General features: G+C 63.8%; 9 protein-coding genes. 4 read left to right on the top strand and 5 right to left on the bottom strand.

Annotation, left to right across the window (positions count from 1 at the left end; all coding sequences use genetic code 11):
* Positions 1 to 199: 199 nt before the first annotated feature.
* Positions 200 to 2,557, bottom strand: coding sequence for a sensor domain-containing phosphodiesterase (locus tag ACS8Y6_RS03005; RefSeq protein WP_440854949.1), 2,358 nt, complete (start codon positions 2,555 to 2,557; stop codon positions 200 to 202).
* A 482-nt stretch (positions 2,558 to 3,039) separates the two neighbouring features.
* Here ACS8Y6_RS03005 and rarD point away from each other — a divergent pair, with 482 nt between their 5' ends.
* A complete protein-coding gene (gene rarD, locus ACS8Y6_RS03010; RefSeq protein WP_440850193.1) occupies positions 3,040 to 3,969 on the top strand; it encodes an EamA family transporter RarD in 930 nt (309 codons plus the stop codon).
* A 491-nt stretch (positions 3,970 to 4,460) separates the two neighbouring features.
* Positions 4,461 to 5,552: a GGDEF domain-containing protein gene (locus tag ACS8Y6_RS03015; RefSeq protein WP_440850194.1), complete on the top strand. Its 1,092-nt coding sequence runs from the start codon at positions 4,461 to 4,463 to the stop codon at positions 5,550 to 5,552.
* A gap of 251 nt (positions 5,553 to 5,803) precedes the next feature.
* Here ACS8Y6_RS03015 and ACS8Y6_RS03020 read toward each other — a convergent pair whose 3' ends face one another.
* Both ACS8Y6_RS03020 and ACS8Y6_RS03025 read right to left on the bottom strand, forming a co-directional pair.
* A complete protein-coding gene (locus tag ACS8Y6_RS03020; RefSeq protein WP_440850195.1) occupies positions 5,804 to 6,562 on the bottom strand; it encodes a hypothetical protein in 759 nt (252 codons plus the stop codon).
* 69 nt (positions 6,563 to 6,631) lie between these two features.
* A complete protein-coding gene (locus ACS8Y6_RS03025) occupies positions 6,632 to 8,383 on the bottom strand; it encodes a methyl-accepting chemotaxis protein (protein WP_440854950.1) in 1,752 nt (583 codons plus the stop codon).
* Between the two features lie 502 nt (positions 8,384 to 8,885).
* Here ACS8Y6_RS03025 and ACS8Y6_RS03030 point away from each other — a divergent pair.
* Together ACS8Y6_RS03030 and ACS8Y6_RS03035 are read left to right on the top strand one after the other, a co-directional pair.
* Positions 8,886 to 9,872, top strand: coding sequence for a hypothetical protein (locus tag ACS8Y6_RS03030; RefSeq protein WP_440850197.1), 987 nt, complete (start codon positions 8,886 to 8,888; stop codon positions 9,870 to 9,872).
* Between the two features lie 631 nt (positions 9,873 to 10,503).
* Complete coding sequence (locus ACS8Y6_RS03035; RefSeq protein WP_440850198.1) at positions 10,504 to 12,708, top strand: methyl-accepting chemotaxis protein; 2,205 nt, start codon at positions 10,504 to 10,506, stop codon at positions 12,706 to 12,708.
* 752 nt (positions 12,709 to 13,460) lie between these two features.
* On the opposite strand, the gene ACS8Y6_RS03040 is transcribed toward ACS8Y6_RS03035, so the two are convergent.
* Together ACS8Y6_RS03040 and ACS8Y6_RS03045 are read right to left on the bottom strand one after the other, a co-directional pair.
* On the bottom strand, positions 13,461 to 13,919 hold the full coding sequence (locus ACS8Y6_RS03040; RefSeq protein WP_440850199.1) for a hypothetical protein: 459 nt from the start codon (positions 13,917 to 13,919) through the stop codon (positions 13,461 to 13,463).
* A 35-nt stretch (positions 13,920 to 13,954) separates the two neighbouring features.
* The gene (locus tag ACS8Y6_RS03045) at positions 13,955 to 15,088 is read right to left on the bottom strand and encodes a porin (RefSeq protein WP_440850200.1); all 1,134 of its coding nucleotides are present in this window, start codon (positions 15,086 to 15,088) and stop codon (positions 13,955 to 13,957) included.
* Between the last annotated feature and the right edge of the window lie 701 nt (positions 15,089 to 15,789).

Raw genomic sequence — 15,789 nt, forward strand, 5'->3', positions numbered from 1 at the left:
GACAAGGCCACAACGTAGCGCAAAAGCAACGGGCACCATAGTCGACGGGGTGGCAGGCCGAGCGGCCCGGGCCGTCGCCGTGACGGGCCAGACACCCGGTTGACCGCGTCGCCGACCCGCGGTGCCCGGTTCCGGAGCGACGGCATAAGCCACACCCCGGCGGTTGGCGCCGCATGCGACACCCGTCTTCGGCGAGCGATCAGACGATGTCTGCCCAGCGAAAGCCGCGTGCCCACTCCAGCGCCGCGCCGGCGGGCAGGGGGCGACTGTAGAGAAAGCCCTGGCCGTACTCGCAGCCCATCTCGATCAGGCGATTGTGGGTGGCGATATTCTCGATGCCCTCGGCCACGGTCCGCCGCTTGAAGCTCTGGGCCAGACTGATGATGGCGTCGACGATCATTTCGTCGTCGCCATTGTCGCGCATGTCCTGGACGAAGGAGCGGTCGATCTTGATTTCGTGGGCCGGCAGGCGGCGGAAGTAATCGAGCGACGAATAGCCGGTGCCGAAATCGTCCAGCGAGACCTGCACGCCGAGCTCGCGACAGGCCTGCAGCGTTTCGATCACACGATTGGAGTCGTCCAGCGCCGTAGTTTCCAGCAACTCGAGAATCAGGCGCCCACGCAATCGGACCGGGCAGTCCTGCAGTGCGTGCCAGAGGTCGCTGCAGAAGCCCGGGCTCAGGAAATGGGACGGGCTGAGGTTCACGCTGATGGTGAAATCGAGCGCTTCGTCGTCGAGCCGCTGCAACTGGGTGATCGCGCGCTCGATCACGAAGCGCCCGACCGCCCCGGCGAAATCGGTATATTCGAGATGGTTGAGGAACGAACCCGGCGCGATCAGTCCGTCGGTAGGGTGATTCCACCGCAGCAGGGCCTCGAAACCGGCCACGCGCCGGCCGATGAGGTCGATCTTGGGCTGATAGTGCAATTCGAACTGCGACTCGCGCAGCGCCTCGGCGATGCGGTCGAGCACACGTCCGCGTTCCTGGCGCGAAAAATAACGCGCCAGATCGAAATGCTCATAACGATTCTTGCCCAGTTCCTTGGCGGCGCACATCGCCTGGTCGGCATGACGCAGCAGCAGATCGACGCTCGCATCGTCGTCCGGATAGACTGTCAAGCCCATGCTGGCGCTGATCTGCAGCGTGGTTCGGCGATATCGGATCGGCTCGTGGATCGTGGCCAGAAGATGAGCGTAGGCGCGCTCGTCTTCGACGTCCCGCAGGATGACTACGAATTCGTCGCCACCCAGCCGCCCGACTAAATTCGGTTTGCGTACGCTACGGCGGAGCCGTTCCGCCACGGCGCAGAGCACTATGTCGCCGGCGGCACGGCCATGGGTGTCGTTGATCGTCTTGAAATCGTCCAGGTCGAGCAGGCCGACCGTCAGCCGTGTATTGCGCCGCGCAGCCGCGACCAGCGCGCAACCGAATAACTCGCTCAGGCGATAGCGATTGGGCAGGCCTGTGAGGGCGTCATAGTGGGTGGCGCGCGCCAGGTTTTTCTCCTGTTCGCGTTTTTCGCGATACAGCTGGTCACGCTCGATCAGGTTGCCGACCGTCTGCAGCAGGGGCTCGAGTTCCTGGGCCAGCCCCAGTTCGTAGTCGATGTCGCGGTTGGCCAGCCCCACGAGCCCGATCTGGCGCTCGCCCGAGAACACCGGAATGCCGATGTAGGTCGACATCGGCGGGTGCTCCGCGGGCAGTCCGATGCTCAGCGGTTCGGCGTCGAGGTCTTGCGAGATGACGACCTTGCCGCTGGTCATGGGGGCGCCGACCAGGTTGTCCAGGCGTTCGAAGCGGATGCCGTGCTCACGCACACGCTGGTAGAGCGCCTGAGTGTCCGGCGTCCAGTCGAGGTTGTGAATGGCCTGGACCTTGAGATACGGATTGCCCGCCGCGTCGTGCCGCATCTCGCCGATGAAACCGAACCGGCTGCCGGTCAGCGTGATCAGGTCATCGAGCACCACGGCGTAGGCGCTGCGCTCGTCCACGCCGGCCAGAAATGCGTGCTGGGCGCGCTGGATCGCCGCGGTGAGGTCGGACTGCTGCATGTATCGCCCGCTTGCCGTGGGCGCGGGCCGGTGACGCGCGAGTTCCTCCTCGATGATCGCGCCCAGGCTGTAAAGCACGTCCAGTTCCACCTCATCAAGACGGCGCGGTGCGGTATCGATCACACACAATGTCCCGACCTTGAAGCCGCCGGGTGCGTGTACCGCGACGCCCGCGTAGAAGCGGATGCCGGGCGCGCCGGTCACCCAGGGGTGGCCGGCCAACGCCGGATCGAGGCGGGCATCGGGCACGACGATGGCCTGCCTGTCACGCAGCGCCTGATTGCAAAAAGAGGCCGAACGCGCCACCTCGGATTCGCTGACGCCGGGATGGGACTTGAACCACTGGCGGTCGGCGTCCATCAGCGTGAACAGCGCGATGCCGGTGTGATAGGAGCGCCGGGCGATTCGGGTGAGCCGCTCGAAGCGTTCCTCGGGCGGCGTATCCATCAATTGCAGGCGATCCAGCGCGGCCAGTCGTCGCGTTTCGAGCGTGGATGAATCCATAGAAATGCCCCGGCGTGTTGGCACCGACGCGGCTCGGGTGTCGTATGCGTGTCGATTGATGCCGCTACGTTCGCCAACGCAACACGCCGTCGTTGCAACGCGAACGCCCTCGGTTTCCATGCGTTGATAAACGAATACGGCCGGGACTTGAAGTAAGTTCCAGAACCAGTCCAAATGGTGCGCAATACAATTGCTGCGATAAAAAAGGATGCGTCTGTTATCAACCCGTTGTTATTGAATGGTTTTAATCTCTATTTTCAAGCCATGAAGTTATGGTTGCGAGTCATGGTGTGGCCGGTGGAAGCATCGTCTAATAATTACTGGTCTTCGATTGTTGCGACCTATCGTCGTCGACCCGGACGAACACGGGCGGCGCGGTGCCGCCGGGCGATTGCGGCGGCACCTGCGCGCCGGTCGTGGCACACTGCAACGCCCGTCGTGAACCGAGGATCCCCGGCCGGCGGTACTGCCAGGAGCGCCCCGTGACGCCACGCCCGTCGCCATCGCCTTTTTCGCAACCCACCCTGGGCCTGGGGGCGGCTCTCGGCGCCTTTCTGACCTGGGGCGTCCTGCCGCTGTATTTTCATTTGATCGATCCATCGGTTTCGCCGTGGGAGATCCTGGCGCATCGCATTCTGTGGACGGCGGCCCTGCTCGGGATCGCGGTCGTGCTGTTGCGCCGCACGGACCGGGTGTTGGCCGTGTTCGCCGATCGTCGACTGCTGTCCATGCTGGTGTTGAGCGCGGCGCTGGTGGCCACCAACTGGGGCACGTTCATCTGGGCCGTGGTCAACGATCACGTGATCGAGGCGAGTCTCGGTTATTACATCAATCCATTGCTGAATGTGGCATTGGGCTTCGCGGTCCTTGGCGAGCGCCTACGCCGACTGCAGTGGGTCGCGGTGGCAGTGGCCGCGGCGGGGGTCGTGTTTTCGGTCGTCGCCTATGGACAGGTGCCCTGGATCGGGTTGATCCTGGCCGGCTGTTTCGGCTTCTATGGCCTGATTCGCAAGCGGCTGTCCGTCGACAGCGTCACCGGCCTGCTGGTCGAGACGCTGCTGTTATCGCCGCTTGCGCTGGTGTGGCTGGGCTGGCTGTACGCCCACGGCGGGGCCGCGTTCGGTGTCGACGGCATGCGTACCGATGCGCTGCTGTTCGGCGCCGGTGTCCTCACGATCGTGCCTTTCACCCTGTTCGCCGCCGGGGCCCGGCGTCTGCCGCTGGCGACCATCGGCATCATTCAGTACATCACGCCGACCCTGCATTTTTTGACCGGTGTCGTGCTGTTCCATGAGCCGTTGACGACGGCCGATATCACGACCTTTGCCTGTATCTGGCTGGCGCTGTCGATCTATACCGTCGATATCGTCCGTGTGCAGTGGGGCGCGTGGACCATGGCTCGCGCGGGATGACGGCTACACCGGGCGCCGCGTCCAAAACCGGTTCGTTCGCGTTTAATGCCATGCCGCGCGCTCCGGGGCGGGCGTGTCCTCTCGGGGCCCGCGACTTATCGCCGATGGTCGCGTTGGCAGCTGGCCAGTACGGTAGGCGGGCCGCGCGTGCGCCAACGTATGTTTTGTTTCGACCCGGTGTGCCCGGCACGTCGTCCGCTGTATCGTCCGAGCGCTGGACCAAATGGATTGCATCGTAATCCATGATGCCCTTGGTATAGGCCTGAATCCGTGCCAAAAAAAATATTTTTGGCACCGATGTTTGAGATGCAATCCATACCAGTGTTCTGTCGCGTAAGTTTCTTGTCAAACGAGCGTGGGCCGTCGGCGTGGCCGGCCAGGCGCGAAACCCGGTCGTATCGGATCATACGGCCTGGTTTCGCAACGCCGCCGGACGCGGTGACGGGCGCGCGCGGTGTAAGGTTACTCGCGAGATAGGACACTAGATCGCCATGTCTTTACGTCATCTATCCAGTGGAGACGATACGCGCCGCGCCGCGGTTCTGCGTGTGGTGTTGATACTTCCGATGTTGTTCGGCCTGGTGTTCGTGCCGATCAACCTGCTTCAGGACCGGCGGGCGCTGGCGTTGGCCGAGGTCGGCATGATGATCTACGCGGGCGTGATCTATGGTTTGCTCGGGCGTGGGCTGTCGCTTCGGTCTGCGACCTGGGCCTATCTGGTTCCGTTTTTGTCCGTGCTCGTTTTTGCGCTGGCCACGGCGGCGAATGTGTCGGTATTCGTTTGGGCGCTGGTGATCCCGCTGGTCTCGCACCGCCTGCTCGGGCGCCGAGACGGGTCCATTGTCGGGCTGGTTTTTCTCGCGCTGGCGGCCGCGCTCATGCTCCTGCGTTTCGGCTTCGCGCCCACGGTCGTCGAATGGGCCGAGATGAGCGACGTGCTGCTGTGTGCCGCGGCGCTGTTCGCGATCTCGCTGGCGCACGAGACCGAGATCACGCGCGCCGATCATCAGTTGCGTCAGCGTGCCGATCTCGACAGTCTCACCCATCTGGTCAGCCGCGCGCGATTCCGAGAACTGTTCGATCAGGCCCGACGGGCCGCCCGGCGTGGCGAACCCGGGGCGCCCACCCGCGTCTCGATGGTGCTCGTCGACCTGGACCATTTCAAAAGCATCAACGACCGCTATGGCCACGATATCGGCGACATCGTGCTGGAAGCGGTGGCGATGCGGTTGCTCCACCAGTGTCGCGAGGTCGATATCGTGGGCCGCGTCGGCGGCGAGGAGATGGCCATTCTGCTGTTCGATCTCGATCATGCCGACGCGGTCCAGCAGGCCGAACGGTTGCGTCAAACCGTTGCAGAACCGCCGGTGGCGGCACGCGATCATGCGGTCGCGGTGACCATGAGTCTTGGTGTGGCGAGTTTTTCGCTGGCCGGGCACAGCTTCGAGGAAATCTTCGCCGAGGCCGATGCGCGGATGTACCAGGCCAAGCGCGAGGGGCGGGACCGTACCCAGAGCCAGCCGGTTGCCCCGCAGGCGCGTCAACAGCGCCTACTGGAGCCGTCGCCGGAACGCCGGGACTGATGCGCGCCGAAATGGCAATTACGCCCGACAATACGGCCCCGCCACGCCGGGCAGCATGCGCCCGGCATTCGGGTTTCCCCGCGTCTTGAACGTCCAGAGTTCAGGCAAAGGCTCGATGACGCGATTGCTCGCGCACCTGAAGCAGCAATGCCTTGGTCTGCGTTCTTGTTTGCGCGCATTCGCGTGCATTGGCGGACAGAATGCCCCTGCTTATCCAGCACGCTGCGTGTCGTACGGGATCAAGTTTCGCGTCAATTCATTTTATGATCGCTATCGACATAATCGACCACGCGCCGTAGCGGAAACCCGGGCGCGCCATAATGGCTGTGGTTGCCGTGTGCCTTGGCGACCGCGTCGGGTTCATCGGGCACATGGTCGCCGAATCGGACCGGCGCGAGCTTTTGCGCGGCCGTGTGGATATGCATTACGTATCGCCGCGCCGCGGCGCGAGACAGGGGCTGCCCGGCGGGCGCGCAATGATAGCCGAAGTAAGCCCGGCTCGGTCGTCGCCTTGGGTCGTCGGGCGGGATGTCCCAGGCGCGCACGAAGGCGACACACTGGCGCAGGGCCGCAGACGCCGGCGCGGGCGCCGAGCGTGTGAATCGGGCCAGGATCGCCTTGGCATGGACAGCGCCGTTGCCGACGGGTACCAGATGTTTGCTGTGCCAGGTCAATTGTGCCGGGTCGCGGTTGAATCGCCATTGCTTGGCGGTCAGTGCATGCAGCCGATACACGGAAAAATCGAGCGCGGTCTGGATGCCATTGGCCTCCAGGTACATGGCTTCGGTGATCGCGCCTTGCCGCCGGCGGCGGTGATATTCGTCGTAGCCGCCCGGCGTCCGATACGCAATCGCGATGTTGTGCCCATGGGGGCCGCCAGGCAGCTGCAATTGCCCGGCTGAATGGAGGGGGGCCGTGCCCGTGGCGGCGCTTTGCATCAGCGCGCATCCCGACAACGCCAGCAACCCCAGCATTCCCAGCCAGACCCCGTGGCGGACTCTTATCGTCATCGGTGGACCCATTGGTGTGCCCTATCGCCATGATACGACTGTGCCGAGGTGCCCGGATGCGCTGCGTTGTCAGGCGGCCTCGGCCGCGGCGCGCTGTGTCGGCGCGTGCTCAGGGCGCGCGGGGCTCGGAGGGCGATTACTGGCCCGTGGCAGACTGTGGGTTCTGGGCGGGCGCGCCGCCGTCATGGGCCGGTCGTCGACACGGAAGATCGACACGCTCTTGCCGAGTTCGCCAGCCTGGACACTGACCGACTGTGCCGCCGCAGCGGATTGCTCCACCAGTGCGGCATTCTGCTGTGTCATTTCGTCCATCCGGGTGACCGCCTGACTGACCTGCTCGATGCCGGATTTCTGTTCATCGGCGGCCATTGAGACCTGTTCCATCAGCCCGCTCACCTCGCGAATGGCGGACACGATCTGATCCATGGTTTCGCGGCTGTTGCTCACCAGCGTATTGCCGGCTTCCACCCGGCTGCTGGATGCCTCGATCAGGGTTTTGATCTGCTGCGCCGATTCGGCGGTGCGCCCGGCGAGAGCGCGCACCTCGCTGGCCACCACGGCAAAGCCCCGGCCGTGTTCGCCCGCGCGCGCCGCTTCGACGGCCGCGTTCAACGCCAGCATATTGGTCTGAAAGGCGATGTTGTCGATCATGCCGACAATGGCGCTGATCTCGGTTGACGACTCGTGGATCGACTGCATGGTATGCACCATGCGCCCGATCTCCTCGCCCCCGCGCTCGGCTGTGTCAGAGGCCGTGCGCGCCAGTTCGGAAGCCTGCCGGGCGCTGTCTGCGCCCTGGCTCACGGTCGCCGTGATTTGCTCCATGCTGGCCGCCGTCTGTTCCAGTGAGGCGGCTTGTTCCTCGGTTCGTCGCGCCAGGTCGTTGTTGCCGGCGGCGATCTCGGTGGTGGCCGGCGCCACGATGCCGATACCGTGTTTGACGTCGGTGACGACATGCGTCAGGCCGGCGCGCATGACGTTGAGCGAAGCCACCAGGGCGCCGATCTCGTCGTCGCGGTGCGCTTCGCTCGCGGCGACCAGATTGCCGGCGGCGATCTGACGGCTCAGCGTGAGCGCCGAACGCAACGGCCGGCGGATGCTGAGGCCGAGCTGTACGATCCAGCCGGTCAACACCAGTCCGGATATCGCCGCCAGGGCGATCTGAATGGTGAGCGCGTGCGTGCCGAACACGCCCGAACCCGGGCCGTGGTCCGGGGCCATGGGCGCGATGGGAGTGGTCAGTTCATGCAGTCCGAGCGCACCCGCCGCCGCGGTAGCGCCCAGACCAAGCCATGTCGCCAGCAGCAACAGGCCGAGACGCCAGCCGAGGGTGATATTGCGCAGCCGCGCGACGCGGGCGCGCAAGCTGTGCTCGATAATGACGCCCTGGTCGAGGTGGGCTTTCGGCTTCTCGCCAGCGCGCAGCCGAGCATACACCCGGGTTGCGGTGGCTTTTTCCTCGTTCGTTGCGCCACGCCGAACCGATGCATAGCCCACGGCCCGGCCGTTCTGCATGACCGGTATCACGGTGGCGTGAACCCAATAGAAGTCGCCGTTCTTGCGCCGGTTCTTGACGATGCCGGTCCAGGTTTCGCCAGCGCGTATGGTGGCCCAGAAATCAGCGAACGCTTCCGGCGGCATGTCGGGATGGCGGATGACATTATGCGGCTCGCCGACAAGCTCTTCCCAGTCGAACCCGCTGACCTCGATAAAGGCCGGGTTGGCGAAGACGATGTAGCTGTCAAGATCGGTCTGCGAAATCAGATACTGATCGGGGCCGAGCACATACTCGTTCTGGGTTACTGGCGTGTTATGGCGCATGATTTTCGGACGAAGCTCCGGGTCGGATGGTCTGCACAGCCCGCCGGGAATCGGCGCGTCTGGCGCCTATATTTCGGCCGACGCGCACCTCGATTTAGGTATCCGACGTACTTTTTTTTCGCCGAGGCGGTATACGGCATCACTAGCCACCGCTGATGGTAGCCAAGCGGCCGGTCGCCGGTTTCATCGCCGCCGCTGCCACGCCGTGCGCCGGCATGTGCCGATAGCTTGTTTCGCATTGGCTGGCCGGCACGGGACGGCAGCCGGGCTCCGGGACGGGGGACAGGCGTGGCAAGCCAGCCGGCCGGGTGGCCGGCCGGGCGGGCTGCGGGTATCCGGGGTCCGCGCGCCTGCCGGAGGGCATTGAAAACAAGGCGTACATTTTTCGTTTCCCCGGGTCGCGCGGGGCCGCTAGACTGCAAACGACAATCTTTATCGTTCGGTATTCCGCATGTTTTATCGCCGCTCCGTTCCCCTTGCCGCGGCCGTCGTTCTGTTTGGCATGATCTTGATGGCCGGTGCCGGCAGTGCCATGGCGGCGGCCACCCATCGGATCCAGCTGCCGCATCAAGGCAGCGGCCTGGATTTCGACGACATGACCTACGCGCCGTCGCTGCATCGCGTACTGGTTCCCGCGGCGCAAAGCGGCGCGTTGGCGCTGATCAACCCGGCGCGCCAGACGCTGAGTGAATGGCGACACATCGTGCCGTCGGGCCAGGGCGCCGATCACGACGATGCCGGCACGACCTCGGCCGATTCCGGCGACGGGCTGGTGTTTGCCAGCGATCACAAGGACGAAGCGATTGTTGCCGTGAATCCGCATGGGGGGCAGGTCGTGGCGCGCGCCAGGCTGGCCTCGGGCCCGGATATCATCCGCTACGTGAAGCCGCTCGATCAGGTGTGGGTCACCGAGCCGGAAACGCATGAAATCCAGCGGTTCAAGGCCACCGCCGGGGCGCATCCGTCGCTGCGACTGCTGGGTGCGATCTCGCTGCCGAAAGGTTCGCCCGAGTTGCTCGCCGTGGACCCGGCCCATCATGCGGTCTATGCCAACCAGCGGCCCGCTACCACGCTGAAAATCAGCCTGCGCTCGTTGCAGGTCGTGGCCTCCTGGCCGAACAGCTGCCAACGTGACCAGGGACTGGCCCTGGCCCCGGCGCGGAACCTGCTTTTCGTCGGCTGTCACGAGGGTAAGGTCGTGGCGCTGGATACGGCGCAAAACGGCAAGGAGGTCAGTCACGCCGCGGTGGGGGCCGGTGTCGACCTGATCGCGTGGAACCCGCACTTGCAACACCTGTACGCGCCCGGTGCGAGCAGCGCCACCCTCAGCGTGCTCAAGCTTGCCGCGCACGACCAATTGCAGAAAGTCGCGACCGTGCCCACGGCCAGGCATGCGCACTGCGTGGCCACCGACGATCACGATCATGCCTACGTCTGCGACCCGCGGCAGGCGGCGATTATTGTGTATCGCGACCACAAGACCGGCTGACGGTGGCGCGGATTGGTGTCGGTTCATTGATTGGCCGGTGCAGCCGCCCGACGCCGCGCCCCGGGTGATACCGCGGCGCGGCGCGCACAAACAGCCGCCTGTTCCATCCTCGGTTGCCCGCTTGCCGAGGGGCCGGGCAAGGCGGATCCCCGGATATCGCCACCATGCCGCGGGCAGCGTCCAGCGGGGCGGGCGGGGGCCGGACAGCCCGCATAGGACGCGCCCCCCAGCCGGCCGGCCCTCGCCGCTGAAACACGGAACGCTGCCTCGGCTGTGCCCAGGCGGCCAGAGTCATGAGTCGGCCCTTCGGATTGCGGCCCGTCATCGATAGCCCGGGCGCCGGTCTGCAGGGCCGGCCCGCGGAATAGACCGGCCCGCCGGCTGACCTGCTTTCCGGCCGTCACGCGGCGCGGCGTGAAACGGCAACCGCCGCGACAGAAACACAAGCCGCTCCGGCCGCGTGCTCTCCTTCGCGCAGGCCGGCTTCGCTATCGCGGCCATAGGCTCAAGCTTTCCGCTGACGCGCCGTTACTTTCCGTCCCCTGCAACTTACCGCAGTCCGTTGCCGACGCCTTTCTGTATTGAACCGGCGTATGCGCACGGATGTGGGTCAGCCGAGTTCGCGCTCACGATGAAGCATTTCAAGTCAATCAAGCACTTCGTTGTCCTGGCTGCCGGCGCCTGTATTCTGGGCGTGGTCGCTGTGCTTTTGATTTATAACTATTTTTCGACGACGCGGACGGAGCGGATGGTCCAGGCGCGGACTTCGTCGTTGCTGAAAGCGGGTATAGACAAGCGCCTGACGTCGCTGGCCGATGCCCAGGCCGAGAAGATCAACGGCAAGTTGGAGCAGGCGCTGGATGTGGCCAAGTCCCTGGCCCACGCCAATGAGTTGATGGGGGCCGGGGCGGACAAGAAGCCGGCGCTCGGCATCGGCCGCGACGAGATGTCGGCATTGACCAGGCAGGCGGTGGTCAAGAACCCGTTTCTGCTCGACGCGTTTATCGGCTGGCAGCCGAATGCCTTCGGTGCGGATACCGCCTATGTTCCGCCGCAACAGGACGGCAAGGGCTATGACGGGGGCGGGCGCTTCCGGCCGTGGTGGTACCGGACCAAAAATGGTGACGTCAAGGTGCTGGCGCTCGGTATCCAGAATGGCATGGAAAGCCAGAAGATGCTGCCGTCCGGCGTGCGCAAGGGTGAGTACTATCTGTGCCCCCGGGAAACCCACAAGATCTGCATCATTGATCCGGCCATCTACAACTATGGCGGCAAGAACAAACTGGTGACATCGTTCAACGTCCCGATCATGGTCGACGGTGTTTTCAAGGGGGTGGCCGGGACGGACCTGGCCGTCAATTTCATCCAGTCGTTGCTTTCGCAGGCCAACAAGGCGCTCTACAACGGCGCCGGCCGCATGGCGCTGGTCGCGCCCCTGGGGCGGCTGGTCGCCTATACCGGGGATGCCTCCAAGCTCGGCAAACCGGCCAGCCAGGTGCTGGGCGACGCCAGCATGACGCGCCTCAAGCAGGCCCGGCACAGCGATAAAGCGATACGCATGACGGATCACAAGGCCGGGATGATCGAGCTTTATCACCCCATCCGGGTCGGTAATACCGGCACCATCTGGACGCTGGTGCTGCAATTGCCCGTCTCGGCGGTGATGGCGGATCTCAATGCCATGCACGGTGATCTGACGCAGCAACGCACGCACGACATTGTGGGTATGGCCCTCATCAGCGCGCTGGTCGCGGGATTGGGTCTGGTGTTCATCTGGTGGGTCGGGCGCGGTATCGCGCGGCCGTTGGGCCAGCTCGCGGGACGTATGCGGGATATCGCCACCGGCGATGGCGACCTGACGCAGCGCCTGCCGGTATCCGGGCGCAATGAACTAGCGGCCGTTGCCACCCAGTTCAATTCCTTTGTCGACAAGATCGAGCGGGTCATGGTCGACGTTCGCCATAGCAGTGAGAACGTCAAACTGGCCTCGGTCGAGATTTCCGCCGGCAGCATGGATCTTTCTCGACGTACCGAAAACACGGCGGCCAACCTGGAAGAGTCGGCCGCCGCCATGGAGGAGCTCACCAGTACGGTGGCCAATTCGGCTGAATCCTCGCGTCATGCCGCGAGCCTGGCCGATAGTGCGGTAACGGCGGCTGAAAGCGGCAATGGCCTGATGACCGATGTCGTGGGCACAATGCGCGACATCAGCGCGTCTTCCCAGGAAGTGGTCAGGATCATCGATGTGATCGATTCGATTGCCTTTCAGACCAACCTGTTGGCACTCAATGCCTCGGTCGAGGCGGCACGCGCCGGCGAGCACGGACGGGGTTTCGCGGTGGTGGCCGAGGAAGTCCGGCGCCTGGCCAATCACAGCACCGAGGCTGCGAAGGAGATCAAGACGCTGATCGATACGTCGGCCGAGAAAACAGCCAGCGGCGAAGCCCTGGTCCAGCAGGCCGGCGACAAGATGAAAGACATCGTGGAACAGGTCCAGCGTGTCAATCATCTGATCAACGAAGTCACCTCCGCAGCCGACGAACAGAAAACCGGCATTTCCCAGGTCAATCAGGCCGTCACGCAACTGGACCAGATGACGCAGGAAAACGCGGCGCTGGTGGAGGAGTCCGCAGCGGCATCCGAGTCGCTGAAGCGGGAAGCGTCGCTACTGGCGGAAACGGTGAGCAGCTTCAAGGTCCGCATGTCACTCGACGATGCGGCCGATGCGGATACCGCCGCATCCGCGGCCAGGGGCGGGGCGCCTCGGGACAATGCGATGGCGGATCGCGGCGACGAGGAATTCGGTGAAGCCGCGCCGCAAACGGGCCGGCTGTGAGGTCGGCCCGGGTGCCAACAGCGAGCCGCGCACCTTGTGCGCGGCGCCATCGAGCAACGAGGGCGGTGATCGGGTAGGTGGTGCTGAGGTCGTCGCTCGCGGTCGCCTCGGGCGTGTGGGCAAGGAAGTGTTCCGGGCCCGGGACTCGACCCCCGCGACGTGGCGACGATCGCCATAGCGATCACTGCGACCACCACCCTCGCCGACGATATACCGCCGGTGGGGTTGGCCGCTTATGCGGCGGCGGCGATCCCGCGCGGATCCGATCGCGACCGGCGTCCAGGGGCGCTATCCTGCCGTTCCTGTTCTTCTGCAATTCCCAGCGGTTGTTGATCAACGTCGGCAGTGGGTACAACGCGGCCCGGGTGATCCTGACCGCCCTGATCGGGTCTCCCCCAGAGCTATCTGCTGACCCGCATGCACCGGTAGCAGCGGAGGGGCGTTGTTGATGCTCAAGCCGGGCGGCCTTGCCGGCGTTCGGGTGCATCGTGCTGCTTGCTGGGCGGTCATTGCTTACCACCGTTGGCGCGGCCAGTCAGGCCCATCGGCGCGGGCGCCGCAACCTCGATAGGGGAGAGGCGCTTGTCGCCGCAGGGCGAAAGAGGCTGTTTGTGCGCCGTTTCGGAATGCCGGCTTGCGCGGCTATACCGGGAGCGGGCCGGTAGGACGGCCTTTGCTGTCCCAGGGTCGCAGCGAATAAAAAAAGGCTTTCCGGAGAAAGCCTTTCAAGGTTCAGGTACTCAATCGTTCAGCTACTGATGGGCACTGTTTTGCCACTGCTGATACTGCTTCCATTGCAGCCATTCGCGGAATTTCCGGTATTGCGGTGAATCCTTCGACATGTGCTGGAAGTTCTGGAACTTCTGATACTTCTCGAACTGACGATATTCCTGTTGTTGCTCCGGGCTCGAGCCAGGTGGCGTCGATGGCGACGCCGCCTGGCTCTGATTGGCCGCCGTGTCCGTGGACTGCTGATTGGCGCTCGGATTGATCAAGGCGCCTTGCCCCGGCTTGTCCGAGAAAATACGCATGCCGCCCTGATAGTTCTGGTCTGTCTTGCGCAAATGAATCAGCCCGGGCCCTTGGGCCATGTGGTCGCCGGAGCCCGGCAGCTGATCATAGCTCTGCATATGCCCATGCAGACCGTTGGCACAGCCAGCGGTTGCGATGATCGCGGCCACCGCCAGGGTGCCCCATCCGTAATGCTTCACAGCAACTCCCCAATACACCGAATAGTCGGCTCAGACTACATGAACTTCAGGCGGACACCGGTATAGATCTGGTTGATGTCCTTGACGCTCGTGCCCAGGCCGCTGGCCGTGTACAGATGGTAGGAGGCATACAGCTGGATGCTCTTGGTCCAGTCACGACGGTAGGCCAGGCCGTACTGGTTGCCCTTGCTGCCATCCATGTAGGCGCCATCCGTACGGTCATAGTTGACCTGGAAATGGTTGTTGCCCTTCACGTAGCCGATGCCGGCGAAGTAGTTGTTGGCGCTGTTGTGCCCGGAGTTCACGTAGTCGCGATGCTTGCCGGAGACGGTGAACACAATACCCGAAGGCAGCAGCAGCGACGCTGACCCACCCATTTCCTTGAAGCGATCCCCGTTAATGTAGGTGCTGGTGGCGTAATTGATTTTCTGGCCATGATCCTGGGAGTCGACATAAACGGCGGCCAAGCCAAATTTGCCCCCGCGCGCGAAGTCCTTCGCATAGCGACCGGCTAGTTCGTAGGCATGGCCGCTGTCGACGCTGGCGGACAACGTCACGCCGCTGAATGTGGGCGAGTCATAGCGAATCGCGTTCTGGCGCGACAGGGCATCGAACTCGTTGAAAACGCGACCGACTGTTGCCGGTTTGCCACTAGAGTCAACGACGTACTTACCGTTTTTGCCTGTGAATGCAACGCCACCCGCATAATCCGCGAAATCGACGCCACCACCCAGGTAGGTCAGGCCGGAATAGTCGACTTCGGAACCGGCATTGGCCGCGCCATCCACCTTGCCCAGCGTGAAGCGACCGAAGTTGCCTTCCACGTAGATATTGGCCTCGCGGTTATCGTAGAAGTTGTTCTGCTCGTTACCCGCATTCTTGATATCCCAGCCGCCGCTGGAGTTGTTGCCGAGCCCGACTTCGTAGTCGAAACCGACCTTCATGCCATTGCTCATCATCTGGTCGCCGGTGAAGCGGAACCGGGTGTTGGAGCCGGTATTGTCGACGAAGCCGACGTCGGTGTTCTTGCCGTTGTCCACGGCGGTCACGGCACGGTCGACCTGACCGGATACCTTGAAATCGAAAGCCTGTGCGGCCGGGGCGGCGACGCCCATGGCGGTAACGAGCGAAACTGCCGACGGCAGCAGGTATTTGTTGATGGAACGCATTGGTTTAGAACCCCCTGAGCATGCTGATTACACGGGCCCCATCGGCCCGAACCCGATTGCTGGATATCCTGCCATGGCAGGCCGTGCCGGGCGTGGCGGACTGGAACGTATCTCCCTGCTTCAGTCCGTACGCCGAGGCACGATTTGATCGGCCGCGCTGCCGCAAGGCTATGTGTCTCGCGAAAGCCGTCATATCCAACTTGCCAAGTGGTATAAGGCGGGGCGAGCAAAAGTGTCAAGTCGCGGTCATGCGATTATGAAAAAATGACAAAGGGATTTGGTATGGGCGGCCGTCAAGCGGCCTTTTTTCGGGCCTTTTCGGGACGATTAATCCGTTAGTCGTATGCGCCATATCGGGTGTGCGGATGCCGTCCTTTTCCTGCCGGTCAGCGCTGGGGTTTCCCCCTTGCCGCCCAGTGGTGAGGCTCCCTCGGGCGCGCTGGGAAGTGGTCTTTATCGGGCGCCAGGCGGCCCGGTTGCTGCGGCGCCGTGTCGGCGACAGTCTTGTCTTGTGGGGCAATGACGGCCACGGTTATTACGCTGGTCCCGCTGCGGCAATATGTATTATGCGGTATCACCGCACGAGTGATCCGAAAACCGTCAGTTTAGTGATTTATTCGCCAAATTCGGCTTTCCGCCCAACAGGCCGGTTGCCCGCCCCGCCCCGCCCGGGACGGTTGCAAGCCTGGTCGCGGTTACCG

This window comes from Salinisphaera sp. RV14 (assembly GCF_052044135.1).
Taxonomy (GTDB): Bacteria; Pseudomonadota; Gammaproteobacteria; order Nevskiales; family Salinisphaeraceae; genus Salinisphaera.